The 24,975-nt window shown below is 58.9% G+C and carries 25 protein-coding genes; 11 read left to right on the top strand and 14 right to left on the bottom strand.

What is annotated here, in order from left to right:
• Nucleotides 1-25: 25 nt before the first annotated feature.
• Complete coding sequence (locus Q0908_RS13335) at nucleotides 26-931, bottom strand: CPBP family glutamic-type intramembrane protease (protein WP_299285183.1); 906 nt, start codon at nucleotides 929-931, stop codon at nucleotides 26-28.
• Nucleotides 928-4,008, bottom strand: a complete 3,081-nt coding sequence (locus Q0908_RS13330) for an ABC transporter transmembrane domain-containing protein (RefSeq protein ID WP_299285180.1) — start codon at nucleotides 4,006-4,008, stop codon at nucleotides 928-930. The genes Q0908_RS13335 and Q0908_RS13330 overlap by 4 nt, the downstream gene beginning before the upstream one ends.
• 179 nt (nucleotides 4,009-4,187) lie before the next feature.
• Between Q0908_RS13330 and ilvD the strand changes: the two genes are divergently transcribed.
• The 5 genes from ilvD (at nucleotide 4,188) to Q0908_RS13305 (ending at nucleotide 8,205) form a co-directional block, all read left to right on the top strand.
• Entirely contained in the window at nucleotides 4,188-5,951 is a 1,764-nt protein-coding gene (gene ilvD, locus Q0908_RS13325) for a dihydroxy-acid dehydratase (protein ID WP_299285177.1), read from the top strand.
• Nucleotides 5,932-6,504 carry a hypothetical protein gene (locus Q0908_RS13320; protein WP_299285174.1) on the top strand — a complete coding sequence of 191 codons (573 nt, stop codon included), beginning with the start codon at nucleotides 5,932-5,934 and terminating at the stop codon, nucleotides 6,502-6,504. Before ilvD ends, Q0908_RS13320 begins: the two co-directional genes overlap by 20 nt.
• Nucleotides 6,505-6,602: 98 nt before the next feature.
• Entirely contained in the window at nucleotides 6,603-7,376 is a 774-nt protein-coding gene (locus tag Q0908_RS13315) for a DUF6478 family protein (protein ID WP_299285171.1), read from the top strand.
• A 13-nt stretch (nucleotides 7,377-7,389) separates the two neighbouring features.
• Complete coding sequence (locus tag Q0908_RS13310; RefSeq protein WP_299285169.1) at nucleotides 7,390-7,761, top strand: hypothetical protein; 372 nt, start codon at nucleotides 7,390-7,392, stop codon at nucleotides 7,759-7,761.
• Between the two features lie 195 nt (nucleotides 7,762-7,956).
• Nucleotides 7,957-8,205, top strand: a complete 249-nt coding sequence (locus tag Q0908_RS13305) for a hypothetical protein (RefSeq protein WP_299285166.1) — start codon at nucleotides 7,957-7,959, stop codon at nucleotides 8,203-8,205.
• Between the two features lie 136 nt (nucleotides 8,206-8,341).
• On the opposite strand, the gene Q0908_RS13300 is transcribed toward Q0908_RS13305, so the two are convergent.
• From Q0908_RS13300 to Q0908_RS13290, 3 genes are read right to left on the bottom strand one after another with little or no spacing between them, the layout of a single operon-like run.
• Nucleotides 8,342-9,349: an ABC transporter substrate-binding protein gene (locus Q0908_RS13300; protein WP_299285162.1), complete on the bottom strand. Its 1,008-nt coding sequence runs from the start codon at nucleotides 9,347-9,349 to the stop codon at nucleotides 8,342-8,344.
• The gene (locus Q0908_RS13295) at nucleotides 9,322-10,686 is read right to left on the bottom strand and encodes a sensor histidine kinase (protein WP_299285159.1); all 1,365 of its coding nucleotides are present in this window, start codon (nucleotides 10,684-10,686) and stop codon (nucleotides 9,322-9,324) included. The genes Q0908_RS13300 and Q0908_RS13295 overlap by 28 nt, the downstream gene beginning before the upstream one ends.
• Nucleotides 10,676-11,341, bottom strand: coding sequence for a response regulator transcription factor (locus Q0908_RS13290; protein ID WP_299285156.1), 666 nt, complete (start codon nucleotides 11,339-11,341; stop codon nucleotides 10,676-10,678). Before Q0908_RS13290 ends, Q0908_RS13295 begins: the two co-directional genes overlap by 11 nt.
• A gap of 104 nt (nucleotides 11,342-11,445) precedes the next feature.
• On the opposite strand from Q0908_RS13290, the gene Q0908_RS13285 reads away from it, so the two are divergent.
• From Q0908_RS13285 to Q0908_RS13270, 4 genes are all read left to right on the top strand, one after another.
• Complete coding sequence (locus Q0908_RS13285) at nucleotides 11,446-12,429, top strand: tripartite tricarboxylate transporter substrate-binding protein (RefSeq protein WP_299285153.1); 984 nt, start codon at nucleotides 11,446-11,448, stop codon at nucleotides 12,427-12,429.
• A gap of 329 nt (nucleotides 12,430-12,758) precedes the next feature.
• Complete coding sequence (locus tag Q0908_RS13280; RefSeq protein ID WP_299285150.1) at nucleotides 12,759-13,241, top strand: tripartite tricarboxylate transporter TctB family protein; 483 nt, start codon at nucleotides 12,759-12,761, stop codon at nucleotides 13,239-13,241.
• A 3-nt stretch (nucleotides 13,242-13,244) separates the two neighbouring features.
• Entirely contained in the window at nucleotides 13,245-14,759 is a 1,515-nt protein-coding gene (locus tag Q0908_RS13275; protein WP_299285147.1) for a tripartite tricarboxylate transporter permease, read from the top strand.
• A gap of 193 nt (nucleotides 14,760-14,952) precedes the next feature.
• Nucleotides 14,953-16,281, top strand: coding sequence for a nucleotide sugar dehydrogenase (locus Q0908_RS13270; RefSeq protein WP_299285144.1), 1,329 nt, complete (start codon nucleotides 14,953-14,955; stop codon nucleotides 16,279-16,281).
• A gap of 65 nt (nucleotides 16,282-16,346) precedes the next feature.
• Here the strand turns inward: Q0908_RS13270 and Q0908_RS13265 are convergent, their stop codons facing one another.
• From Q0908_RS13265 to Q0908_RS13250, 4 genes are read right to left on the bottom strand one after another with little or no spacing between them, the layout of a single operon-like run.
• Nucleotides 16,347-17,888 carry a glycosyltransferase gene (locus Q0908_RS13265; protein ID WP_299285141.1) on the bottom strand — a complete coding sequence of 514 codons (1,542 nt, stop codon included), beginning with the start codon at nucleotides 17,886-17,888 and terminating at the stop codon, nucleotides 16,347-16,349.
• Between the two features lie 18 nt (nucleotides 17,889-17,906).
• A complete protein-coding gene (locus tag Q0908_RS13260; protein ID WP_299285138.1) occupies nucleotides 17,907-19,040 on the bottom strand; it encodes a DegT/DnrJ/EryC1/StrS aminotransferase family protein in 1,134 nt (377 codons plus the stop codon).
• Between the two features lie 3 nt (nucleotides 19,041-19,043).
• Nucleotides 19,044-19,616 carry an acyltransferase gene (locus tag Q0908_RS13255; protein WP_299285135.1) on the bottom strand — a complete coding sequence of 191 codons (573 nt, stop codon included), beginning with the start codon at nucleotides 19,614-19,616 and terminating at the stop codon, nucleotides 19,044-19,046.
• Nucleotides 19,613-20,563 carry a Gfo/Idh/MocA family oxidoreductase gene (locus Q0908_RS13250; RefSeq protein ID WP_299285132.1) on the bottom strand — a complete coding sequence of 317 codons (951 nt, stop codon included), beginning with the start codon at nucleotides 20,561-20,563 and terminating at the stop codon, nucleotides 19,613-19,615. Before Q0908_RS13250 ends, Q0908_RS13255 begins: the two co-directional genes overlap by 4 nt.
• Before the next feature lie 290 nt (nucleotides 20,564-20,853).
• Between Q0908_RS13250 and Q0908_RS13245 the strand changes: the two genes are divergently transcribed.
• Entirely contained in the window at nucleotides 20,854-21,591 is a 738-nt protein-coding gene (locus tag Q0908_RS13245) for a hypothetical protein (RefSeq protein WP_299285129.1), read from the top strand.
• Nucleotides 21,592-21,633: 42 nt separating this feature from the next.
• On the opposite strand, the gene Q0908_RS13240 is transcribed toward Q0908_RS13245, so the two are convergent.
• Genes Q0908_RS13240 through Q0908_RS13220 form a run of 5 tightly spaced genes read right to left on the bottom strand, consistent with a single transcriptional unit; the run spans nucleotide 21,634 to nucleotide 24,012 of the window.
• A complete protein-coding gene (locus Q0908_RS13240; RefSeq protein ID WP_299285125.1) occupies nucleotides 21,634-21,960 on the bottom strand; it encodes a hypothetical protein in 327 nt (108 codons plus the stop codon).
• Nucleotides 21,961-21,987: 27 nt separating this feature from the next.
• Nucleotides 21,988-22,401, bottom strand: coding sequence for a hypothetical protein (locus Q0908_RS13235; protein ID WP_299285122.1), 414 nt, complete (start codon nucleotides 22,399-22,401; stop codon nucleotides 21,988-21,990).
• A 17-nt stretch (nucleotides 22,402-22,418) separates the two neighbouring features.
• A complete protein-coding gene (locus tag Q0908_RS13230; protein WP_299285117.1) occupies nucleotides 22,419-23,333 on the bottom strand; it encodes a hypothetical protein in 915 nt (304 codons plus the stop codon).
• A gap of 15 nt (nucleotides 23,334-23,348) precedes the next feature.
• Nucleotides 23,349-23,789, bottom strand: coding sequence for a hypothetical protein (locus tag Q0908_RS13225; protein ID WP_299285114.1), 441 nt, complete (start codon nucleotides 23,787-23,789; stop codon nucleotides 23,349-23,351).
• A gap of 34 nt (nucleotides 23,790-23,823) precedes the next feature.
• The gene (locus Q0908_RS13220) at nucleotides 23,824-24,012 is read right to left on the bottom strand and encodes a hypothetical protein (RefSeq protein WP_299285111.1); all 189 of its coding nucleotides are present in this window, start codon (nucleotides 24,010-24,012) and stop codon (nucleotides 23,824-23,826) included.
• 233 nt (nucleotides 24,013-24,245) lie between these two features.
• Here Q0908_RS13220 and Q0908_RS13215 point away from each other — a divergent pair, with 233 nt between their 5' ends.
• Entirely contained in the window at nucleotides 24,246-24,926 is a 681-nt protein-coding gene (locus Q0908_RS13215; protein ID WP_299285109.1) for a hypothetical protein, read from the top strand.
• Nucleotides 24,927-24,975: the final 49 nt, after the last annotated feature.

Genomic DNA, 24,975 nt, shown 5'->3' with positions numbered 1-24,975 from the left:
TAATCCTGACGCGTTCGAAATGCAATCAAGCGCGAATGGCAAGCCGCGCTGTGAGCCAACTGACCAGCATGAATGCAAAGTCCACAGGCAGCCACGCGGCCATCTGCGCCTCGTCCCCGATGCCGAAAGGCAACACGTAAAGGGCAAGGCCAGACATTTCGTCCGGAGTGGCCGTAAGCACCATGGCCGAGACGTTGTTGGCAAAGTGTACAGCCATCGCTGGCCCGAGAGTGCCCGACCGCGCCGTGAGGTCCGCCATGAGGATGCCGAACATCGTCGCCCACAGCGCGATCACCCACGCATTGCTGCCAGCGCTGGCGGGCATGTAGTGCCCGACTCCAAACAGGGCCGCCGGTGCCAGCATCCAGATCAGCGGAGAGCGAAAGCGTGCCGCAAGTTGTTGCTGGATGTAGCCGCGAAAGAAAATCTCTTCGGCGCTGGTCTGGATCAGAACCGCCAGTAGCGCGATGGGCAGCAGGGCAAACCACCGCCCAAAGCCCATGTTGCGGGTCAGCGGCTCGTTGAAATCATATGGCGGCAGCATCCAAAGGGCCGCTGTCAGAAGTATCATCGCAAACAGGACAATCGTGAACTGCCGCCCTGCGAGGCCGGGCACGCCAATCAGCGAGACGGGCCTGCGTTTGTGAACCATGATTACGACCAGCGCGGCGGTCACCGACAATAATCCAAGCTGAAACAGGATGATAAGCATCCCCGTTGCTGTCTGACCCGTTTGCCCATCAGCCATGATCGCGCGCACTGTTTCAGGCTCCATCAGCCCAAACAGGGTCCCGAACACCAACTGGCTGAGGGCCAGGAAAATCCCCGCCGCCAGTATGATCCCAAGGATCAGCCGCCAGATTTGCGGGCTGCCCGTCGCAGGCTCGATAAAGCGCGCGTGCGGGCGATAATCAAAGGACAGAACCCTCATTCGTCAATCGGCGGGGCGGGTGGCCCTTCGTCCTGTGGGATTGAGACATTGGCCTGGCGCAACAGGTCCGCAGCGCCCGTGAGGTGGCTCGCAACCGTCTGGAGCAGGATTTTCAGAACGCCCGTGTCATTGTCGAGGACCGAGCGGAATTCCTCGGCCCCGATGCGCAGGAACTTGGCCCGGCTGGACGCAGTCAGGTGCAACTGGCGCGGCTCATCCAGGATGATTGCAAGATCGCCAATCAGGCGGCCGGGTTCGACGGTCGTGACGGTCCGCTCCTCACCGTCCGCTGCATCATAGCTGAGCGCCGCCGTCCCTGATACGCAGAGATAGGCCGCATCCGCCCGCTCATTCATCGAGAATATGCGCTGCCCCGGTTCGGCCTCGTACCACTGCGCGGCAAAGGCGAGCAGGCGCTGGTTCCGGCTGTCCACGCCTTGAAACAGCTCGGTCCGCGCGATGACCCGTAATTTGCGGTTCAGATCGTCGCCTTCTTCTTCGTCGTCATGGTCCTGCACCCCGTCGATACGCCCGTCCTTGATCTCGACGAACAAATCGTAGGCATCCGGGTTCTCGAACTTTTCCTCGAGGAAGATCAGCGTGGCCTCGGGCAGCAGTTTGCGCAATTCGCCACGGGTCTTGCGCCGCTCGTTTGCGTCATGGCTGGCCAGCGCACGGTCCAGGACCAGCACATCAGGACGCTTGATGCCAGCCCGTGAGAACGCGGCGCGTTCATGGAAGATCGTGGGCAGGTTGGCGCCGCCAAGACCGGTGCGAATGTCGAAAATCGTTTCCGCCACCAGCCTGCGCAGGCCCTTGTCGCTCAGCAATTCGGCCACAAGGTCTTCAATCAACTCCCCCTTGGTGCCCGCGACCATGGATATCCGCCCATAAAGCGCGTTTTCCAGCAAGGTCAGGCGGGGCAGGTAGTTGTCAGGCTCAACCGGAATGAAGAAATCGGTCGTCTGTTCGCGCAACGCCGCCCCGTTGGTTTTGCGAATTTCCACGATTTCTTTCTTGAAGCTTTCAGGGAATGCAGGGCCAATCTGTTCCGCAGTGAACGCAAAAGGTACCGTCAACAGCAGCGCGAATTCCTCGTCCGTCAGTGCGACATCACCCTTTTCACGGCGGCGTTGCGAGATGTCGACAAGGCGTTCGTAGAGTTCTTCGTCGATGTTCAGGGCGGTGAATAGCGGATGGCTGGTGCCGTCCATGCCAAAGGTCTGGTGCAGCGTCTCGATAAGCGTTTGCGAAATCGCGATGCCTTGTTCGGCCAGCCCGTTGTCAAAGACCAGATTGATGAACACCGTATTTGCGGCCAGCCCTTCCTGGCTGATGTCGCGTGAGGGGGACGCAAAAAGCAGGTTGCCCCCTAACGGGACTGTCGGGTTAAATTCATCCGGCTCAAAGCGGTAGACGGCGTCGATTACGCCCTTTTCACGCAAGCACTCTTCGACGGCGGGGCGCATCTCGACAATAGCCTTGGCAAGCTCGGGGTGCCGCTCGGCGTCGATGCGGCTGTTGAGCATGCGGCGGAACATGAACTCGTCGATGCCCATCGCCTGCACCAGTTCGAACCACCACTTTCCGATCTCGTCCTCCGTGGTGAGACCGGCAAGGGCCGGGTCCACCCAATCCGCATCCAGCCGGTCAAGGCTGTTGCCCGAGCGGATCGCCTCAGTCGCGAACCGATCCCGTTTTCCCTCGTTCCAGGGCACTGTCTTGGGGCTGGTCATCAAGGGCATCAACAGGTTGGTGCCAAGCGTCCCGTCAAAGAGATAGGGGCGCGAATGGGCGTAGCCGATGCGTGCGGAAATCACCGCCTGATGCAGCTGCGACAGGTCATAATCAGCAATCGCAATCTTGCCCCGCGTCGGCAGCACCTCACGTGTCAGCAATTCGGCCATGGCGGTGCGTTCGGTCTGGTTCTTGGCCTGAATGGCAACGCGTGCACCTTGGGGGATTGTCAGGTCGATCTGTTCCAGCACAGGATTGTTGTCGGCGTTGCGCACGGTGACATCCTCCAGCACGATATCGCCGCGCAGATGCGGAATTTCGTCCGGCTCGCCTTCGAACAGGCTTTCGTCGATCATGTCGCGCGGCGCAAAACGCTCGGTCACGATCTCCCACCGCAGCGCCATATCCTGCGTCTGATTGTAGTAGGTCAGCAACTCTTTCCACGGGCTCGACAGGTCTTTGTAGGCCGCCAATGCCGCCACCAGCGCGCCCACGGTGATATCGCCCTGAATAGCGAGATAGCCCCCGACCGAGTAGAAAAAGAACGGGGTCAGTTGGGTGATGAAGTTGTTGAGAAACTTCATGAAAAACTTTTGCTGATAGATCTTAAAGCGCAGCTCGAAGATATGGCTCAGCCGGTCGGTGAATTGCGCCAGCCGGTAGCGCAGCCCGCCATTGGTGCGCAGGTCCGAAATGCCAGCCGCGCTTTCCCCGATTTCCGAGGAGAACGCCCGCACCTGCTTGATCCGGTCCTTGTTCAGCAGGTTGATGCGCCGTTGCAGGATCGGGATGACATAGGCCTGAAGCGGGATCAGCGCGACACCGGCCAGCCCGAACCACACCGATTGCAGGAATAGGAACACGACGATGATCAGCATCTGACCGGCCTGAAACACGGGCTGCGCCACCATATCGCCCATCAGCCCGCCCATCGGCTCGGCTTCGGAGGTGACCATGCTGACCAACTCGCCTTGGCTTGTCGAACGGAAATAGCTGCGCGGAAAGCGCAACATGCGGCTGATCAACTGAAACCGGAAGCGGCGCAGCAGCCGTTCTGCCGTCACCCCCTTCATCGTGTTGAGCCGCATTTTCAGCAGCCCGTGGGCCAGCACAGCCGCCAGATAGCCAAAACAGAGCGCCAGCAGGAACTGGATCTGCGTCACCTCAAAGCCCCACACATCAATCGAGCTATCTGTCGCGCCGATCGCGTCGTTGATGACCCGTTTCGGCAGTTCCAGTGTCGCGTAGAGAAACGGGAATGTTACAATCGTCAGTGCCAGCAGCATCATCTGATCGCGTTTGGAGTGCTTCCAGATGAAAGCGAAAAGCGTGGAATCCATACGTCGTCCCGATCGGTCGCCCGCTGGACCATAGGTTGATATCACAACCGCGCGCGTGCCGTAGCGGCAAACCTAGTGCCCGCCAACACCCTTTACAACCGCGCCGCGCCCGATGCAGGCGCTTGCAGGGGTGCCGACCAATGGCTATTCCGGTGCCAACACGTTCAGGGAGACGCCAGATGCTTAACGGCAAGTTCGACAAATCAAAGCTGCCCAGCCGCCATGTGACCGAAGGACCAGAGCGCGCGCCGCACCGCTCGTATTACTACGCTATGGGCATGACCGAACAGGAAATCCATCAGCCCTTGGTCGGTGTCGCAACCTGCTGGAACGAGGCCGCCCCCTGCAACATCGCCCTGAACCGGCAGGCTCAATCGGTCAAAACCGGTGTGAAATCTGCATTCGGCACCCCGCGTGAATTCACCACCATCACCGTCACAGACGGTATCGCCATGGGTCACGAGGGCATGCGATCCTCGCTGGCGTCGCGCGAGGCCATTGCCGACACGGTGGAGCTGACCATGCGCGGCCACTGCTATGACGCCATTGTGGGCCTAGCAGGTTGTGACAAGTCCCTGCCCGGCATGATGATGGCGATGATCCGGCTGAATGTGCCCTCCGTGTTCCTCTATGGCGGGTCGATCCTGCCAGGCCGCGCGCCCGTTGGCGCTGCCGTGCCTGCCGCATACGCAGACCGCGACCTGACCGTGCAGGATATGTTCGAAGCCGTGGGCCATCAGCAAAACGGCACCATGACCGAAGCTGAATTGGACATCCTCGAGCGCGTCGCCTGCCCCACCGCCGGGGCCTGTGGCGGCCAGTTTACTGCCAACACCATGGCCTGCGTGTCCGAGGCGATTGGTCTTGCGCTACCCAACTCCTCTGGTGCCCCCGCCCCCTACGAGAGCCGGGATTCCTATGCCGAAGCCTCGGGTGCTGCGGTGATGACCCTGATCGAGAAGAACATCCGCGCCCGCGATATCTGCACCCGTCAAGCGTTCGAAAACGCAGCACGGGTCGTCGCTTGCACCGGCGGATCTACCAATGCCGGGCTGCACCTGCCCGCCATGGCCCACGAGGCGGGCATCGATTTCTACCTCGATGACGTCTGCGAAATCTTCCGCGACACGCCCTATTTCGTCGATCTCAAACCGGGCGGGCAATACGTGGCCAAGGATCTTTACGAGGTCGGCGGCATCTATGTGGTCATGAAGGAACTGCGCAAAGCGGGTCTGATCCACGAGGATTGCATCACCGCGACGGGCTATTCCATCGGCGAGGAACTCGACAAGATCGAAGGCGAGGCTGACGGCAAGGTGATCTATCCGGTCGAAACGCCGATCACCAAAACCGGCGGCGTCGTGGGCCTCAAGGGCAATATCGCCCCCGAAGGCGCCATCGTGAAAGTCGCTGGTATGGAGGCACAACACCAGTTGTTCACCGGCCCAGCACGCGTGTTTGAATGTGAGCAGGATGCGTTCGAGTCCGTCCAGAACCGCACCTATGAAGAAGGCGAAGTGTTCGTCATCCGCAATGAGGGCCCGTCTGGCGGCCCCGGCATGCGAGAGATGCTGGCGACGACCGCCGCCCTGTCCGGTCAGGGCATGGGCAAGAAGGTCGCCCTGATCACCGATGGCCGTTTCTCCGGGGCCACACGCGGGTTCTGCGTGGGTCATGTCGGCCCCGAAGCGGCGCATGGTGGCCCTATCGCATTGCTGCGCGATGGCGACATCATCACCATCAACGCCATAGAAGGGTCGATTAACGTGGCCCTGAGCGACGAGGAACTGGCCGAGCGTAAGGCCGGATGGAGCGGTCCGCGCGAGACAATCTATGCTTCGGGTGCGCTGTGGAAATACGCGCAACTCGTCGGCGAAACCTACAAAGGGGCCGTCACACATCCCGGTGCGAAGGTTGAGCGGCATGAGTACATGGACCTGTAAAGGCCTGATTGCGGCGGCCTTTCTGGCCCTCGTGGGCTGCGATGAGGCCGCATTCGGGCCCAGCTCGCAAGCACTGTTGTCTGCGGATCTGGGCAACAGCGGCGTCCGATTGGTCCCGCCGCAGGGCTACTGCATCGACAGGCGCAGTCTGCGCGCAAGTTTTGCATTGATGGCGCGTTGTGACACCCTTGGCGGGGAACGCAGTGTGGCCGTGCCCTTGGCGGTCATCACGGCGACGGCCACCCCGCGGCTGGACGATGCCGCATCGGCGGCCACAAACTCCGAAACGGTGCTGGGCCGCTTGCGCACATCCACACTGGCGATGGTGCAGGTTCGCGGCACGCCCCCCAGCCCGACCCTGCGCGATGTCTATTGGCGCGGTGTGGGCGATGTGGGGGATCACGTGTTGGGCCTGGCCATATACGAAAGCAAGGATGGGGCGAACTTGGGCGAACAAGCCCCCGAGTTGTTGGTTCAGGCGATGCAGCGCACCTTGTCGCAGACTGCCGCGCGCACAGCACAGGCGGCAAACAATTCTGCCCCCAGCCCATGAATCCAATTGGCAACCCGGCCCTGCCCGGTTTATCTGAGGGAAACCTTTGGCATAGATAACAAGCCCGACCAACAATGGGCAGCCAAGCGTAGGGGCATATGGCAGGCAAAAGCATCAAGTTCATCGACAAACTGGCGCATCGGCGCGCGATGCGGCGATGGGCCCGTGCCGCGCGCAATGCGGGCGAGACGCCGCTGGACGAATTGCGCGGCACCCGCAGCGCGGCGCGCCTGTTGCGGAGCCACCTTGACCGGTTGATCCACCGCGCCGACGAGCGCCTCGCCTTGCCGGCTATCGGCTCCACAAGCTTTCCCCGCCCACACAATGCCGACTGGTCCTGGCGCCCGGAATTGTGGCGCGGGCCGTTGGCGACCAAAGGGCTGTCCTCGGTCCAGACAAAATCGATGCTGGGGGATGAGGCGACGCTGTTTCACGACTGCGCCCTCAGCGAATTGACCCTGCGCCAATTGCGCAACCAGCGCGAAGAAGACCTTGCGCCCTATGGGTTGCGCATGGACGTGTTCAAATTCGACGGCTCCTTCCTCAGCCTTGTCATCGATCTTCCCGAAGATGCGGTGAGGGGCATGCGCAAGACCCATCTTGTTGGCATGAACGCCATTGTCGAGATGGAAAAACCGCTGGAAATCTTTGGCCGCCTCAACATTCGCCACGGGCCCAACACCGAACAGATCGTGCGCGAGTTGCCGTTGCACCAGAAGGACGTGACGGTGGAATTCGACCTCGCCTATTCAAAGCTGAACGAAAAACGGGTGGAGCGGGCGTGGATTGACCTGATCTTTGAAGGGCCGCAGATGAACCAGGTGACGCTGCGCGACCTGACATTCTCGCGCCGCCCCCGCGCCGCACTGTGAAGGAGTTGTCGACATGAGCACCCTGACACTGACACCCACGAAAATGCGCCACGGCATCTGGCAAGGCGTGCTGGTGCAATCGGGCAGCGGCGTACCGCAGATCACGGTGACCCATCTGGGCAACGCGGTGCCCGACGTGCAGGTCAGCGAAAGCGGTCAAGCGGGCGAGTGGATGTTGCAGGTCCCGATCCCGTCCGAGGCGATTGCGGACGGCGTGCAGGTTTTTGTCATCACGGACACGACTGATGGCGATACATTGGGTCAGTTCACGTTGATTGCCGGTGAAGTCTTGGGCGACGACATCCGCGGCGAGGTCGAATTGCTGCGCGCCGAGTTGGACATGCTCAAACGCGCGTTTCGACGGCATTGCGTCGAAACGGGGTGACGCGGCCTTTGCCAGGGCACTAATGCCAGCGTGAATATCTTAACACGATGATACCACATTTTCGGGGTACTCGAGCCGGGCCCAAAGTGCAGTCGAGTTACGAAAATGAGATATCTTCGGTTCGTAAGGCCCAAAACAATCGAAAATTTTGGCGCGCCCGAGGGGTTCTTTTGCGCCGCGTATGAATTACGCCGCATGGACGTCCTCGAAAACTACACCTCAGATCAGCTCGGAAACCTTCTGACATGGTTTCGCACCAATCTCGCGATCCCGGACAAATGCAACCGGTCCCGCTCCAAGGGGTCATGGGACAAAGGCACTGCGGGCATCAGCTGGTTCAAGGGAGACGCCTCTGACGCCATCCAACGCTCTTATGAGTTGATTACCCTGTTGAGAGAAAATGGCTATGCAATCGATACCATTCGCACCGAACGAGTCGGCTAAATCGTCTATGAGGATGCGCAACAGGTCGTCGCAGAACCGTTTTTTGACACGCCGGTATGACTGTGATCGGGCAGAACCGGCGTCGACCCGCAATCTGATGGACGGTGACAGTTCGTTTAGCCATTCAACAGGTCCGCTATTGCTCCAGCGCAGATGACCACGCGCCCAGAAACAGGGATCGTTTGAGCGCATCAAGATAGACCAGCAATCCTGGCTCCAGCGTGACGACGCCTGCGGGGGGGGGCACCTCGGTCACGCCGATGGCGGGGAGCGGATAGCCTGGCCGATCCGTCTCTGCCCAAATCCCAGACGTAAGGTACCGCACGAGGTTGGTAGCCGCCTCTGCCTGAGATGTCGTGTCCAAGACAAGCACGGTGCGCATCATCGTCGTGGCAAAGTCTGTCGGGGTGATGATTGTCACCTTCTCGCGGGTTTCAGGCCGGGTCGCGGCATAGCTGCCCAGCACGTTATAGGCAACGAAAAGATCGCCCTGCGCCAGATCGTCGATCATCGCCCCCGAACAGCAATAAAGCAGCGCGCCGAGGCTGCCAAACACCTCCATCAGCCGCCAATAGGTTTCCGACGTGCGCGCATCCTGCGTGGCAAACAGATAACCAAGCCCAGACAGCCGCACGTCATATGTGCCCACTTTGCCGCGGAAAAACTCCGGATCGGCGCGCAGGGCTTCGATCAATTCCTGCCGGGTTTTTGGCATGGGACGGCCTGCAAACGCCGCCCTGTTCAGCACAATGGTGGCCGGTTCATGGGTGAAACCAAACAGGCTTTGACGCCATTGGCTTCCGGCGCTTGGGTCCACATCCGGCAGTCGACGCGCCAACCCGTCATTGGCGAGCTTGAGTTGCAGGTCCATCGCGCTGGAAATGACCACGTCGAAACAGTCCCCGCATTGCGCGATGATGTCCACGATGTCGGCTGACCCCGCAACGGCATAATCAATGCTGACACTCGGGTTCTGCGCAATAAAGCCGGTCAGGACCGGGGCGAAACTGTCAGTGTCCGTGCTCGACAACACGCGCAACGTCTGCGTGGCCTCGGGGGCGTCAAAGACTTGACGTTCCTCGAAGTCTGCGGCGCGGGCGAGGCCCGCCCACAGGATCAGTGCGACAAATGCAAGACCGCGCATGCGCCACCCCCTTTCAGGTTCTTGAGTTCCAGATGGCCGCCATGCGCCTCTGCCACATCCTGCGCGATGGTCAGACCAAGGCCCGAACCAACCGTATCCTTGACGTTGTTCCCGCGTTGAAACCGGTTCGACAGCATATCGATCTGATCATCCGGAAAGCCGATCCCCTGATCGGTGACGGTGATCGTCGGATCAGGATCGCAAGCGACAATGATGCGCACCACCTTGTCGGGCGGCGAATATTTCAACGCATTATCCACCAGATTGCGCACAGCATTCTGGATCAGGATCGGGTCCGCCTTGACCGGCACAGGGCCTTGATCGACCAGCATCAGGTCAAGGTCCATCATGTCGGCCACAGGGGTCAGCCGATCCACGATGTCCGAACAGATCGCCACCAGATCAATGTCCTGTCTCTCCAACTGATCGCGGCGAAAGGTGACCATGGCATGATCAAGCAGCTGACCCGCCGCCCGGCTGCTTTCGTCGATGGCGCGGATCATGGCGCGCAAGGCCTGGCGGTTTTCGTCCTTGTCGACCCGCATCAGGGTCACCTCGGCGTGGCTACGCACCGTCGCAAGCGGGGTGCGGACGCGGTGGGCCGCTTCGGCGATGAACGTCTCGGACTGGGTTAGGGACAGGTTCAATCGCGTCATCAACGCATTGAGCGAACTGACCAACGGCGAGAGTTCTGTTGGCACCGTGCGGGTGACGGGACGCAAATCGCTCGGGCCGCGACGTGCAACTGATTCCGCGATCTGGCGCAAGGGGCGCAATGTCGACGCCGACGTCCACAGCGCCATGCCCGCCGCCAGCAGGAAGAACGCCCCGCCAAAGACGGCGGCGTTGATCGAAATGGTGAGCAAAGTGCCCGCAAGGCTGTCGCGGGTCTGGGCGACGCTGATGGTCAACGACACCGGGCGTGGGTTGGCAGGCAGCGTTTGGGTCACAGTGGCCACCCGAACCTGCGCCCCGGCAAAGTCGCGTGTGGAAAAGGCGGGCGTTCGGCGGGTCTGTGCGGTCGCCCCTTCAAGCCCCGCATAGCCCGACAGCAATGTCTGGTCCTGATAGATCGCATAAAACACGCGGTCATCCGCAGGTGTGTCCAGCATCGCAAAGGCCGCATAGGGCACATCCAGTTCGATCTGGCCGTCCCGGACAACAGCCGCATCCAGCAGCGAGGTGACCGACGCCTCAAGGATGCGATCCTGGCTTTGTTGCGCGATCTGTTGGGCGTAAAGCCGGATGACCATGTAAAACAGGATCGCCAGAACTGCCGCGCCCCCGATCAGGGTCAGTGTCAGGCGACGCCGTAAAGAGCGGGGTTTAGCGTTCATCAAGCCGATACCCAAGGCCGCGATGTGTCGAGATGGTCACGCTGGAGGGCTCCAGGTGTTTGCGCAAGCGCCCAACATAGACCTCGATCGCGTTCTCGGTGACCGTATCGTCATAAGAAAACAAGCGGTCCACCAGCTTGCTTTTCGAGAAAATCTGTCCGGGGGCGTTCATGAACAACTCCAGCAGGCGCAGTTCGCGGTTGCGAAGCGTGACTTCGACCTCGCCGATGCGCAGCACGCTCGCCACCGGGCTCAAGATGGCCGTACCCCGTTTGATGACGGTCTGCGAGGCCCCCGCACGGCGGCGCAACACGGCGCGGCACCGGGCCTGCAGCTCGGCGTGGTCGAACGGCTTGGTCAGGTAGTCATCCGCGCCCAGATCCAACATGCCCACACGGTCGGACACTTCGGATCGGGCCGTCAGAACAATGACGGGCGTGTCATTCTGCGCCGCGCGATGGCGTTCGAGAAAGCGGCGCCCATCACCATCAGGCAGCATGATGTCGAGCAGGATCAGATCATACTCACCCACATTCAGATAATCTGCACCATCGCCAAGCGTCGGCGCATGGTCGACCACATGCCCGTCCAATCGCATCCGGTCGCCCACAGCGGCAGCCAGGTCCAAGTTGTCTTCGATCAGCAGGTATTTCATTGGTTTGCGCCGCGCGATGGGGTCGTGACAGGTTTATGTCAGGTTCGGGTGTTTCAGTGTCAGCATTCGCGCGCCAGCCGCGCGGAGTCAAATGGGAGGACATTATGAAAACGTTTGAACTGAGCCGTCGTGCTCTGTTGGGTGCCGCTATGGCACTGGGCCTTGGTGGCCAGGCGATCGCGGACGGCCATCAGGTTGTCGACAGCATCCACTTTCTGATCCCCGGCGGTGCCGGCGGCGGTTGGGATGGCACTGCGCGTGGCACAGGCGAGGCCCTGACAGGTGCGGGCCTTGTGGGCAGCGCGTCTTACGAAAACATGTCAGGTGGCGGCGGTGGCAAGGCCATCGGGTTCCTGATCGAAAACGCAGACAGCAACCACGGCACTCTGATGGTCAACTCGACCCCCATCGTGATCCGCTCGCTGACGGGCGTGTTTCCACATAACTTCCGCGACCTGACCTTGGTTGCGGGCACCATTGGGGACTATGCCGCCATCGTCGTGGGCAAGGACAGCCCGATCAACTCCATGGATGAGTTGCTGGCAGCCTATGATGCGGACCCGTCCGGCACAGCTGTCGGCGGTGGTTCGGTTCCGGGTGGGATGGACCACCTTGTTGCGGCCATGGTGATGGAAGCGGCAGGCAAGGACGCGCTTGGGGTCAAATACATCCCCTACGATGCGGGTGGCAAAGCCATGGCAGCCCTGCTGTCGGGTGAGATCGCAGCCCTGTCGACAGGCTTTTCCGAAGCGGTCGATCTGGCCAATGCGGGTGAAGTGAAGATCATCGGTGTAACTGCACCCGAACGCGTAGACGCCTATCCGGATGCACCCACAATGAAAGAGCAGGGGATCGACACGGAGTTCGTGAACTGGCGTGGGTTCTTTGGCGCACCCGGCATGCCTGCTGAGCAAGTGGCGGCCTACCAGGACGCGCTCGCCAAGATGTACGAGACGCCCGAATGGGAAGCCGTGCGCGCGCGCAACGGTTGGGTCAACATCCACAACAACGGTGACGAATTCAAAGCCTTCCTTGAAGATCAGGAACAAGTCATCGGCGATCTGATGAAAAAGCTCGGGTTCCTCTGATCTAAAGGAGCGGCTGACGCCGCACGCCTTTTACAAGAACGGAACGAGGGGCCAGCCCCTCGTACTCCCCGAGGTATTTTGAGCGAAAGGAAGAGGAGATTGGTTCCAACCTCCTCCCCTCGCGAAGGCGTTCAACGGCCTTCCTCTCGCACGGTCATCAGCTCCTCAGCCTGTACCGTACGCCTTGAATGATCGCATTTTCTTAAAATTTGCTTTCCTTTCGCTCAAAATACCTCGGGGGAGCCCGCAAGGGCGGGGGCAGAGCCCCCAAAACAAGAATTTCGGCCCGGCAGTTGGGTCCACCCTACTGCCCGTCACAGGAGAGACAGATGGCACTTGATCGATGGATCGGACTGATCTTGCTGGGAATATTTCTGGCCTATGGTTACACCGCCTGGTTCACCATGGATGCTGCCCTGGCCCCATTCATGCAGCGCAATCCGATCTGGCCGTCTTCCTTCCCCAAAATTCTGTCGATCCTGGGGATCGTGTGCGCCCTGATCATCATCACGGGCATCGAAGGCGGGCAGACCAAGGTCGGCGACATCGATTACCGCAGACTTGGCGACTATAACATCGGCCAGGCGCTCATGTTGCTAGGGTTGATGGTCCTTTATGCCCTGTTGCTGCGTCCAGCTGGTTTTCTGTTTTCCACCGCCGCGTTCCTGATCCTCGGCTCCGTGATTTTGGGAGAGCGGCGTTGGATCACAATGATCATCGTGGCAGCTATCGCGACGGGCATCGTCTGGTATTTGGTGCAGGTCGTTTTGGGCATTTATCTGCGCCCCCTGCCCGGTTTCATAGGAGGTTAGGCCATGATCGAAGGTATTCTCATTGGTCTGCAAACGGCTCTTTCGCTGCAAAATCTGCTGATGGTGATCGGGGGCTGCCTGATCGGGACCTTCATTGGTATGCTGCCCGGTCTTGGGCCCATGTCGATCATCGCCATCATGATCCCGGTCGCCATCTCAATTGGTGATCCCGCTGCGGCACTCATTTTGTTGGCGGGTGTCTATTATGGCGCGATCTTTGGTGGGTCGACCTCATCCATCTTACTGAATGCGCCGGGGGTCGCGGGCACCGTTGCGACCAGTTTCGATGGATACCCGATGGCGCGCGAGGGCAAGGCGGGCAAAGCCCTCACCATTGCGGCGATCGCGTCCTTCTGTGGTGGTACGATCGGGGCGATTTTGCTGATGATATTTGCGCCCATGCTGTCTTCGGTCGCGCTTTTGTTCCACTCTGCGGAATATTTCGCGCTGATGGTCGTGGGCCTTTCGGCCATCGCGGCCTTTGCGGGAACGGGCCAGGTCGCCAAGGCGATCATCATGACCCTTCTTGGCCTTATCATGGCAACCGTCGGCGAGGGGGCGTTGTTCAATATGCCGCGCTTTACGATGGGCCTGATGGATTTGCAGTCCGGCTTTGGCTTTGTAACCCTTGCGATGGCCATGTTCGCCCTGCCCGAGGCCATCTTTCTGGTGCTGAATCCCGGGCGCTCGGCCCAAGGCGACGGCGGTGCGATCAAAGATATGCGCATCACCCGCAGCGAGGCGAAATCCATCGCCCCTGTGATCGGGCGGCAGTCCTTGCAGGGGTTCTTTATCGGGGTCTTGCCCGGAGCAGGTGCCACGATCGCGTCTTTTCTGGGGTACGCCGTGGAGCGCAATATCGCCCCCAAGGCGGAACAAGAGCAGTTTGGCAAAGGGTCGATCAAAGGGCTGGCAGCGCCCGAGACCGCCAATAATGCAGCATGCACCGGATCGTTTGTTCCTTTGCTGACCCTCGGAATTCCCGGGTCTGGGACCACTGCGATCCTGCTCGGTGCTTTGATCGCGTTGAACGTCACGCCCGGACCGCGTCTGATGTTGGACGATCCGCAGATTTTCTGGGCTGTCATCATTTCGATGTATATCGGCAACCTGGTGCTGTTGATCCTGAACCTGCCGCTGATTCCCTACATCGCCAAAATCCTTTCGGTGCCGCGCAACTTTCTGATCCCGTTTATTCTCTTTTTCACCCTGATGGGGGCCTATATCGGGCAAAATAACGCGACTGAGTTGCTTCTGCTTGTCGGGTTTGGGGTGTGCGCCACGGTGCTGCGTTTTGCGGATTATCCACTCGCCCCGTTGCTGATCGGGTTCATTCTTGGCGGTATGCTCGAAAACAACTTCAGCCGGTCCATGCAGCTTTATGACGGCGTCAGCTTTGTCTGGGAGCGTCCCATGACGCTTGGTTTGTTGGTGATTGCGGCGTTCCTGGTGATCCTGCCGAGCTACCGCGCCCGCCGCGCCAGAGCGCGGGCTGCGGGTATCGCTGACGGGGATTGATGTCCGCACCGCTGTGATCCGACAGACTGGGTTGGCGATCCATAGCGCCTCAGTCACGGCTGCTGTTGTCGTATCTCCAGGGCTGTGCGTCCCTAAGGCGACGGTGTGCCGCTATTGGGGCAATATGGTTGCTACAGTTTTCCGCGTGCACTAAACGCAATTCAGTTTTGATGCGCATAAGGCAAGGCCTGACATGTCCGACACTCCAATTCCTTCGACAGTGGATCGGCTGTTGGACCAAATTAGCCAAAAGAGCGCGACAATCGGCATTATCGGCATGGGCTATGTGGGCATCCCCTTGGCCGTGGCCGTTGGCCATGCCGGGTATCGCGTCATTGGGTTCGATGTTCTGCCCGATCGGATTGAGCAACTCAACTCGTGCCACAGCCCGATCGGTCACATACCCGACGCCGCACTCGAGCAGATTCAAAAAACGGGTTTTGAGGCCACAAATGACTTCGCGCGTGCTACCGAATGCGAAGCGTTGATCATTTGCGTGCCCACACCTCTGGACAAAACGCGCGAGCCTGACCTTAGCTTTGTGACATCGACGATGGATGCCATTGGGCCCTATCTGCGGGCAGGCCAATTGCTCGCGCTCGAAAGCACGACTTGGCCTGGGACCACGGATGAGGTTTTAAAACCCTATGTGGAGCGCGCGGGTCTGACGGTGGGTGAGGACTTTTTTCTCGTGTACTCGCCAGAACGCGAAGATCCCGGCAACGCCAGTTTCAGTACGCAGTCGATCCCCAAAGTTCTCGGCGGTGACACACAGGCATGCCGCGCGGTGGGTGTCGCACTTTACAGCGCGTTTATCGACGAGGTTGTACCCGTCAGCTCGACCAAGGCTGCTGAGATGACGAAGCTGCTGGAGAACATCCAGCGATCCGTGAATATTGGGCTGATGAATGAGATGAAGATCGTTGCGGACGCGATGAACCTTGATATCTTTGAAATCATTGATGCGGCCGCGACCAAGCCGTTCGGTTTTATTCCCTACTATCCCGGCCCTGGAATCGGCGGCCACTGCATTCCAATCGATCCGTTCTACCTGACCTGGAAGGCACGCGAATTTGGGCTGCATACCCGGTTCATCGAGCTCGCCGGTGAAATCAACGCGGCTATGCCGACCTATGTCATCGACAAACTCGTGCGTGTCTTGTCCGAGCGCGGCAAAGCCCTGAAGGGGGCCAAGGTCATGGTGCTTGGTGTGGCCTACAAACGTGACATCGAGGATGTTCGTGAAAGCCCGTCTGTTATCGTGATGGAGCAATTGCGGGACTGGAACGCGGACCTTTCGTATAGCGACCCGCATGTGCCGGATTTTCCGGTTATGCGCGAACACCGGTTCGACCTGTCATCGACTGACCTGACACCAGAAACGCTGGCACAACAGGACGCTGTCATTTTGCTGACGGATCATTCCGGTTTCGATTACGATCTGATCGCCGAACATGCGCCACTGCTGATTGATACGCGCGGTGTCTATCGCCGGCTTGGGAAAAAGGTTCAAACCGCTTAGGCTCCGGGTTGCTGTCTGCGTCAGATACGGGCGGCTCGGAAAAATCCCGGCCTCAGTTATTAGTGCTAAGCTGACTTAGCGGGCCTGCCTAAAACCTCTTCGTACAACTCGAGCAACTTCTCACTCTGTCTTTGCCAGCTATAGGTATCGCTCAACGCTCGTTCGGCCTCAGATGTCAGCAAATAGCTCTCACGGTTTGCAATCATCTCCTGCATCGCGCTGGCAATAGCGTTAGGATCCGTTTGATCCATGACCACTCCGATGCCCAACGTTTCTACAAATTGGCGCATTTCTGGCAGATCGGATACGCACATGGGGATGCGTGCGAACGCAGCTTCGAAAAGCTTGTTTGGTAAGCAGAAGTGATAGCTCAAGGATGCATCTTGTATCGGTATCACGGAAAACGTTGCACTGCTTATGACGGCTGGTACATCGCGGGCATCGACCGGTTCGAGCAGAGTGACACGGTCCGCCACCTCCATGTTGTGCGCGATTTCCATGAACCAAGTGTCGTCTCGTTCATTACGTGGCCCGAGTACGACAAGGTGCAGATCGGGCACCATTTTCATGGCTTCCAACACTTTGTCCATACCCCGGTTTGTGCCTTGGACACCGCCCGTAAAGACAGCGACAGGCACCGTATCTGCAAGTCCGGCTTTCTCATGTATGGATTTCAATCCAGGTCGACGTGATGCGCCGTATGCGAGCGCACCGGGATCAATTTCCGGGGCATTCATGATGACCGTTGGCGAGGGCCCCCGATATCGCTTTGAATACAGATCCGCGATACCGTCAGAGACGGTGATCATCCGGTCAACATGGGGGAAACAATCGTCTTCAAGTTTCTCCGGTAGATTCAGCCCATCGGCAGCCATTTTGCTGGCGCGCGAAGGTTCATATTCATGTGCATCATAGACTAGTGGAATACCCAGCTTCTGCGACAGCATCACACCTGCGGGCAGACAGTATATATCGTGCGCATGGACTGCCACATACCGATCACTCTGCTCCACTTCTGGAAAATTAGCGTAAAAGACGATTGACTGTGCCTGATATAAATTCTTACGATATTTGCGACATTGCTGCCGCTGCCAACGCACGACTTTCATGTAGCTTCCGGGGTTTTGTTTGGGACCTTCCATTGAGACGGGGGGCTTTATAAACTTTGCGCGCATCTTGATGTAAAGATATTCTAAAAGTCTGCGTATACGTTGCTCTTTTGGAGCCGCTTTAAAATATCTGGATTCACCGCGTTCAGCAGCATTTGGGCCGAGGTTTTCATCGAGGAAAGTCTCGTATGAATAGCGTTCGTCGCATGCCGACGCGTAAGGTATAAACCTTGATCGAAGTTCATCCTTCGATCGGTTCAAAAATGTCATTTCGTCCAGAACATCTGCTCTGAAATTTTCGTCAGCATAACACCGAAAGCGTGTTATTTTAATATCTTCTATATCATCATATTGCTCAAAGCCGTCCTGCCAGTCACAATATAGATCCACATCATAACCAGCTTGCTTCAATACACGTGCTTGCTTCAGCACGCGGGGATCTTTTGTGATCTCGTGATATGTCAGGCTGATAATCGTATTTCGATTACGGGTGGTCATCTAATCTCTTTCAGTTTTCTATTCTTCTGCGCGAGCAGACACCATCTGCAATTTGGCAATAACTTTGTCTTGATCTGCTTCGGCCAAATAAGGGCTCATTGGAACGCTAAAGACCGTGGAAGCCGCTGTTGCGCTATTGCTCAATCCATCTGGGTCAACAGGAAAATCGCGATAGGCGGTTTGTTGGTTCAGAGGCTTTGGATAATAGATGACTGACGGAATGCCAGCGGCCTTCAACGCGCCCATAACCTCTGACCTTTGATCTGCCGACGCGGCACGCAATGTGTATTGGGCCCAGATTGACTGGATATCGTTGGACATTTTGGGCAAGGTGAAATGACCAGCCAGCGCAGCATTGTACCGTGCCGCCACGCGCTGACGTTGTGCAATCTCATCTGCATAAATCGCGAGTTTTTCGAGCAAGATCGCAGCTTGCAACGTATCCAGACGCGAGTTCATACCGATGCGGACATTGTCGTATTTCTCTGCACCCTTGCCATGGATGCGGTAGCTGTCCAGAACGGCCGCCAAATCAGGGTCATCGGTGAAAATCGCGCCGCCATCACCGTAGCAGCCAAGCGGTTTGGCCGGAAAAAACGAGGTTGTCGTTATCTTACCAAAGGTGCCTGTCATCCGCCCCTTGTAGACGCCGCCCCACCCCTGAGCACTGTCCGCAATCACCACCATATCGTGATTGGCTGCGATTTCTTCGAGAACATCATAGTCAGCAGGCCGTCCAAACAGATCGACTGGCATGACCGCCGCGGGTCGCAATCCGATGCTGCGGGCATGCTCGACTGCACGCAGCAAACTGTTAGGGCACATCGTGTAGCTGTCCAACGCGACATCAACGAAAACCGGGGTCGCGCCCACGAAGGGGACAACTTCCGCAGAGGCGGCAAAGGTAAACGAGGGAACGAAAACAGCGTCCCCCTCGCCGATCGCCAACGCCATCAAAGCCAGCTGAAGCGCATCCGTTCCGTTGGCGCAACTGATGCAATATTTCGCGCCACAGAACTCGGCAAGTGCGTTTTCCAATTCAGCAACTTCGGGCCCCATGATGTAGGCACCGTGATCCAGAACCGCCGTAATTCGCGCGTCGATGCCGCGTCGGATGCGGTCTTGCTGGGATTGAAGATCAATGAATTGCATCGCTCATTCCTCAAGTAGCAGCAGGCGCCCCTGCTCTTCTGCGTAGCGCTCTGCGGTACGCGGACACACCAGATCAGGCCCCAACGGATCACCAGAGCGGCTCACCCAGCCAATGCGACGCGCCGGAACACCCGCCATCAAAGCGTAATCCTCGACGTCATGCGTGACGACGGCGCCTGCGGCAATCATGCAGTAAGACCCCAAACGATTGCCACAGACGATCGTGGCGTTTGCTCCAATGGTCGATCCCTTGCCGACCAGCGTTTCTGCAAATTCATCCTTGCGCTCGACATGTGCGCGCGGGGTCAGCACGTTGGTAAACACGCAAGACGGCCCGCAAAACACGTTATCTTCCAGTGTAACGCCTTTGTAGAGCGCCACGTTGTTCTGGATTTTGCAGCCATTTCCAATGGTCACGTGCGGACCGGCCATCACATTCTGCCCAAGCACACAGTTTTCGCCGATGGATGTGTGGGCCAGCACATGCGCAAAATGCCAGATCTTACTACCCCGCCCAATTTCGACTGGCGTATCGACATACGCGCTTTCGTGGACGAAATAGTCGGCCTGTGTCATCCGCCGATAACCTTGGCGAAATCGGGATGCTGTTCGCCCACGTTCGGTTGAATAGCGGCCGTGCGGATATCACTGACCACCTCGATTGAAGGGCGCACCACGTCCAAGCCAAAGCCGTGACCGTCCAGAACAGTCTGATAGCTGGTGGTGTGCAAGTCGGTGAAGCCGCCGGAAAACTCAATTTCATCACCGTCGACAGTGATGGAACGATAAGTGGTTTGCCCCTCAGGTGTCTGCGGTGGCAAGTGTGAGCGGTTGATCGACAAGACCCACCGCACACGCGCCTTTTCGAACTCCAGATAGCCCGCCGCGGCATCCTCTGCGCGGTGATGGACAACGGATGATTTCACCGGGCCAAAGATGAAGGATAGCATATCATAAAAATGCACCCCGATATTTGTCGCAATGCCACCGGACTTTTGGTCAAATCCCTTCCAGGAGGCGTGATACCACTTTCCACGCGAGGTGAAGTATCCCATATCCACATCGTGGATTTTATCACTCGGCCCTTCGGCGATTTTCTTTTTCAGCGCAATAATGGCCGGATGCAGGCGCAACTGCAGGATCGAATTCACGCGGCGACCCGTTTCTTTTTCAAGCGTGACCAGGTCGTCAAGATCGCTTGGATTCAACACCAGTGGCTTTTCACAAATCGCATCTGCGCCAGCACGCAAGGCGAACCCGATATGCGCTTTGTGCAAATAGTTGGGTGAGCAAATTCCGACATAGTCGAGCCGCTCCCCCCCGGCTTGGCGGGCATAAACATCCGCTTCGAATTGTTCGAATTCGGTAAAGAATGAAGCCTCGGGGAAATGGCTATCCATAATCCCAATACTGTCGTTCAAATCGTATGCCGTGGTCAGAATGCCACCGGTCGCTTTGATTGCCTTCATATGGCGCGGCGCAACATAGCCAGCGGCGCCGATCAACGCGTAGTTTTTCGTCACTTTTTCACCTTCAGCGCACGGGTATCGACCTGTATGCGGTCATTATGCGACGCTCGTGAGGTTGTCTAGGTTGAACTAGGCCGCTTGCGGGCCCCGACGACGGCGAGCGGCTGAACTAGATTCGAGCGGGCCGGGGCAAGTGACCAAACCACCCATTGTCAGCGGAATGGAGGCAAGGCGATGCCTCTCTCCGATGTCAAAAACCACGTACACCTCTGCGTGGCTGATGCGGATAGCAACTAATTTGGCATCCCTTAGACTTGAGCGCACCTATCGAAGGGAGGTGTGACATGACCGAGATTGTTGCCGCAGACCCAAGCGCCGGTTTGGATTTGGAAGGGACTTTGGATGTCCCACTGATCGCCGGTCGCAAACGTCCCAATACCGCTCTTAGCCCAGAAGGCGGGTCAGGGGCCGATGCGGACGATACTGCCGTCGAGGTCGGGGGGGACTCGGTTGTCGAACAGATCGGCGAAGCCGTCTTTCGCGATACAAACGACCGGTTGGAATCCGAGCCGGACCGCGCAGCCTTTGGCAGTGAGATCGATGGCCAGTTGGCCGACAATCGCACCAACGGCGAGCAGACTGCTATCGACAACACGATCAATGATTTGGACAGCAACAACCGTTTGGACGTGGAAGTCATCGCAGTTGATGAAGGCACACTCGAAACCATTGCGACGAGCAACGGTGATATCACCGAGGTCTATCTGAACGAAGGCGAAGGATCGCGGCTGGTCGAGGTTGCCCCAGACGAAGTGGTCCTGATCATTGCCGATGATCTCAGTATTGCCGAAACCATCGATGAAGCGATCGAGGCGAACGTCCAGCTGATCACTGAGGCCGCCGAGGAAAACGGGGTCGTCGTGGACGATGCTGGATTGCGGCAGGCGCTCTATTTTCATTCCGAGGTCGCTGTGACCAGCTATTTCGAACTGCGTTACTTCGGAGCGTTGCAGACAGGCTTTGTCGATACGATCATGAACGACATTCGCACACGGATTGGAATGACAACCGGCGAGCAATAAACCGGGGGCGCTGTCGGCTGACCCCCAATAGAGGTCAGGGCCTCACACCAGCTGCTGTGCGGCGGCCCGGGTTTCGATCAGGGTCAGTTCATCCGGTATCGCATGTCCACCCGCGCGCAGCCGGGTTGTGGCGTCCAGCGCATTGACCAGCCGCCCCCGCCGCATGTCGATCAACGCCTGCAATTCAATGACCCGCCTGTTCTCAGGCATGATCCATGCCGCGAGGCCAACAAAACCGGCCGCCGTGTCATGCCGCCCAAACAGAGTATGCGCTGCGGCAAGGGCACAGAGCAGTTTCACGTCCTTATCGTCGCGCATACCCGCCCCGGCGGGCTCGCCCGGCGTGCTGGGAGGAGGATCCATCTTCATCGCGTGCGTCCTTCGTGTGATTTGGTTCTAGGCGGGCTGCCCATCAAGTGATGTCCCGCTGTTGGCCATGAACACATGTTCGAACATGCGCGCCAATTCACCCAAACTTAGCAATCCGTCCTGGGCGGCAGGGTCGCCTGACCCCAGCACTTCGGCTTGACGGGCAACGACCAATTCTGCCACCGCCCAAGCCATCTGTCCGGTTGTCATTGCCCCCAAGGTCTCGAGTTCCTGGGCCACAAAGTCGCGCAATGGGCCCGATACGGTTTCCTCGGATTCGATGGCCCATGGCTGCAATACCGTGGTGATCATCGTGGTGAAGGTTTCAGGGTTGGGCGGTTCCGCACCGTCCGGCAGGAACAGGCTGGTATCAAAGCCGAGGTTGTCCGCCTCAATCTGGTTCAGGTCCGTCGCGCTACTTCTGGAAACACTATCTGTCATCGAGAATTCTCCAAGCGTTAGAATGCAATGTCGATGTCTTCACCATTGCGAGACAGCAGAAAGCTGGTGGGACGGATTTCGGTCACGGTCCACCCATCGGTCAGGACTTCGCCGGGTGTGATGTTGCGACCACTGGTGAGCAGAATGTAAGGATCGGTGCCCAACTGGACGGCAGCAATCGGAGGCAGCGCATCAAGCCCCTTCATCGTACTGACCCGGCTCACAAGCGGCGCTGCGTTCGGGCGCTGATCCCAGCCCATGCGCAAGTCCCGCCACGCTGTCATGCGCGCCTCGGGCAGCCGCCCGGCGACGCGTAACGTGTCGCCTGATCCCGGCGTGATGGTCAGGTATTGGCCCAATCCTGCCTCTTCGATCAGTTGTGTCAGATCCGTGGCTCCGGACGTCGTCTCGGTCAGCTCGGGCTCTTGGATGACACTGGCCATATCGTGCGATGGCGTCGCGGCAGGGAACAAGAGCAACGCCAAGGCCGCCGCAGCCACGATCCCGACATAAGCAAAGCCTGTAACCCTCACCGCCCCGCTCCGGTTGGGAAGGTCGAGTTCCATCTCGACCCCGCCCAGATCGACAGTGCACGGCAGTCGTTCCCACAGACCGACCCGATCAATCGGGGTACCGCCGACCGTCATGCCCGGCGTGTCCGCGCGCAAGTTGACGAGTGCGCCGATCGCACTGCGCTGCGATGTGACGTGCAGGCGGGTTCCTCCCAAATCGGGGTCCAGCAGAACGATGTCGTTGTCGTCCTGCCCACCGACATGGAACCCGTCCCCTTTCAGATCGGAGAACAAGCCAGACATCAGACCACCGCGCAGGCGCACACGGACCTGCTCAAGCGGGCCTGCCCGGGGGCTGAGCCGATGCGCCAGACGGATCGCGCGGGCGCGCAGATAGTCAAAAGAGGCGGTCTGTGTCATGGCCCGACCCTTTTCCTATTGGCCACGCAGCAATTGCGAGGTGTCTTGCTGCACGCGACGGGCAATGGACCATGCGACCTGAAACACCGTCATATCGGTGTAGAGTTTCTCGTACCGGGCGGCGAGGGCATCCTGCCCGTCCTGCGCGGGGTTCGCACCCGTCGCGTCCGCGGTGTCAGACACAAGGTCAGTCTTGGCCCGCGTCACCTCATCACCAGTGGCTCCGGTCAGCGAGTCCTTGAAAGACAACGTTTCGACCTGCGCGCCAGGCATAGTCAGGATGCCGGACATAGCCCCTTCCATCGCGGTTGACAGATTGTCGGCAGCCATAACGTTCTGTGCGGCATCCGCTGACAGCTCCTGAAGCGACATGTAGTTTTGCACCGGTGACGGCGCCGCCCCGGCAGAGCCAAGCGGTTCAATCGCATCAAGCGGAGAGTGGGTCGTGTCACTCATGACATATCCTTTCGCAACGGGTGATGGGGTGCGCTCAGAAGTAAGTCGAAGAGCTTTGATCTTCTTCCGTCATGGTCATCATCTCGCTGCGCATGGGTCCAAGGACCACCGCGTCGAGAATTCCGAATGCGATACCTGCAAAGGCTTCGGCCAGATCCGCTTCCGACAATTCGCCTGAACCGTTTCCGGGCTGGCCGGTTTCTGTGATGGCGGTCTCTTCCATGATCAACCCTTCGTGCGCGTATTAGTATAGTGGTCCCATCCTAACGGAGCAGACCCCGATCACCGAGCGGCGCGGCCCCTGATCACCCTCATCCGTTTTGTGATTCTTCTAGGTGACTACGTAGAAGACCCCGCAACCGCACGGGCGTGTCGGTCGCCCTTGCGCGGATGGTGCCCCTATGACCCGGCCGGTAACCTCATTCACAACGAAACCGTCAACCAAAGAGAGCGTCGATGATCACAGCCCTGACAGCCCGCGCCGCAACGGTCCGCCGCGACACATGCGCAGCTTGTGTTGCGTTGATCTGTGCCGCGACCTCTGTCAGCGCACAGCCCATTGGTGCCTCCGGCGCGGCAGAGCAGACCATTCAATACGTCATCGTCGACCAGTATATCGAAGATGTCTTTGCGATGATCGAGCGTGATACCGGCCTGCGCATCCGCCCCAGCGAAGCGGTGCGGGCCCGTGTTCAGCGCCATACGCTGACGGGTCCGGTTCTGCCCGCTCTGACGGGCCTTGCCGCCGCCCATAATCTTGACCTGTTCGAATTTGGGGGCACGGTGCACGTATCAGCCAAAGACGAAACCGCACTGCGTCTTGTCCGTCTGAAGGGAGTCAGCAAGGATCGCGCCCTTGCGGCCCTGTCGGACGCGGGCTTGCAATTTGCGCCTGGTGATGTGCGCGAGGCTGCAACAGGCATGGCCCTCACGCTGACGGGTCCGCCCCGCATGTTGGCCATTGCCGAGGCGATTGTCGAAAGCATCCCGCCACTGACATCGCCAGCGTCCAATATCCGGGTGCGGCGCGGCGTCAGCATGGGTCTTGAGGCCGTCAACGCACCCGCCGCCAGCGACATCCCGCAAATTGCGCCGGTCGAAGCGCCTGCGCCCACCCAGTTAAAGGCCGAAAGCTGATGCGCTGCATCCCTTTCGCCTCCGAAATCCCAAAGCGCCAATCGCGCGG

The organism is uncultured Tateyamaria sp., from assembly GCF_947494755.1.
Classification (GTDB): Bacteria; Pseudomonadota; Alphaproteobacteria; order Rhodobacterales; family Rhodobacteraceae; genus Tateyamaria.
This window is presented reverse-complemented; position numbering and strand designations above follow the sequence as displayed.

Bases quoted from the DNA above. Each gene is read 5' to 3' on its own strand.
- Q0908_RS13270 (WP_299285144.1), top strand. From the start codon at position 14,953: ATGTCCGACACTCCAATTCCTTCGACAGTGGATCGGCTGTTGGACCAA.
- Q0908_RS13290 (WP_299285156.1), bottom strand. From the start codon at position 11,341: ATGAAATACCTGCTGATCGAAGACAACTTGGACCTGGCTGCCGCTGTG.
- Q0908_RS13245 (WP_299285129.1), top strand. From the start codon at position 20,854: ATGACCGAGATTGTTGCCGCAGACCCAAGCGCCGGTTTGGATTTGGAA.
- Q0908_RS13280 (WP_299285150.1), top strand. From the start codon at position 12,759: ATGGCACTTGATCGATGGATCGGACTGATCTTGCTGGGAATATTTCTG.
- Q0908_RS13220 (WP_299285111.1), bottom strand. From the start codon at position 24,012: ATGGAAGAGACCGCCATCACAGAAACCGGCCAGCCCGGAAACGGTTCA.
- ilvD (WP_299285177.1), top strand. From the start codon at position 4,188: ATGCTTAACGGCAAGTTCGACAAATCAAAGCTGCCCAGCCGCCATGTG.
- Q0908_RS13315 (WP_299285171.1), top strand. From the start codon at position 6,603: ATGGCAGGCAAAAGCATCAAGTTCATCGACAAACTGGCGCATCGGCGC.
- Q0908_RS13235 (WP_299285122.1), bottom strand. From the start codon at position 22,401: ATGACAGATAGTGTTTCCAGAAGTAGCGCGACGGACCTGAACCAGATT.
- Q0908_RS13300 (WP_299285162.1), bottom strand. From the start codon at position 9,349: ATGCGCGGTCTTGCATTTGTCGCACTGATCCTGTGGGCGGGCCTCGCC.
- Q0908_RS13295 (WP_299285159.1), bottom strand. From the start codon at position 10,686: ATGAACGCTAAACCCCGCTCTTTACGGCGTCGCCTGACACTGACCCTG.
- Q0908_RS13310 (WP_299285169.1), top strand. From the start codon at position 7,390: ATGAGCACCCTGACACTGACACCCACGAAAATGCGCCACGGCATCTGG.
- Q0908_RS13265 (WP_299285141.1), bottom strand. From the start codon at position 17,888: ATGACCACCCGTAATCGAAATACGATTATCAGCCTGACATATCACGAG.
- Q0908_RS13255 (WP_299285135.1), bottom strand. From the start codon at position 19,616: ATGACACAGGCCGACTATTTCGTCCACGAAAGCGCGTATGTCGATACG.
- Q0908_RS13305 (WP_299285166.1), top strand. From the start codon at position 7,957: ATGGACGTCCTCGAAAACTACACCTCAGATCAGCTCGGAAACCTTCTG.
- Q0908_RS13330 (WP_299285180.1), bottom strand. From the start codon at position 4,008: ATGGATTCCACGCTTTTCGCTTTCATCTGGAAGCACTCCAAACGCGAT.
- Q0908_RS13225 (WP_299285114.1), bottom strand. From the start codon at position 23,789: ATGAGTGACACGACCCACTCTCCGCTTGATGCGATTGAACCGCTTGGC.
- Q0908_RS13335 (WP_299285183.1), bottom strand. From the start codon at position 931: ATGAGGGTTCTGTCCTTTGATTATCGCCCGCACGCGCGCTTTATCGAG.
- Q0908_RS13275 (WP_299285147.1), top strand. From the start codon at position 13,245: ATGATCGAAGGTATTCTCATTGGTCTGCAAACGGCTCTTTCGCTGCAA.
- Q0908_RS13230 (WP_299285117.1), bottom strand. From the start codon at position 23,333: ATGACACAGACCGCCTCTTTTGACTATCTGCGCGCCCGCGCGATCCGT.
- Q0908_RS13215 (WP_299285109.1), top strand. From the start codon at position 24,246: ATGATCACAGCCCTGACAGCCCGCGCCGCAACGGTCCGCCGCGACACA.
- Q0908_RS13260 (WP_299285138.1), bottom strand. From the start codon at position 19,040: ATGCAATTCATTGATCTTCAATCCCAGCAAGACCGCATCCGACGCGGC.
- Q0908_RS13285 (WP_299285153.1), top strand. From the start codon at position 11,446: ATGAAAACGTTTGAACTGAGCCGTCGTGCTCTGTTGGGTGCCGCTATG.
- Q0908_RS13240 (WP_299285125.1), bottom strand. From the start codon at position 21,960: ATGAAGATGGATCCTCCTCCCAGCACGCCGGGCGAGCCCGCCGGGGCG.
- Q0908_RS13320 (WP_299285174.1), top strand. From the start codon at position 5,932: ATGAGTACATGGACCTGTAAAGGCCTGATTGCGGCGGCCTTTCTGGCC.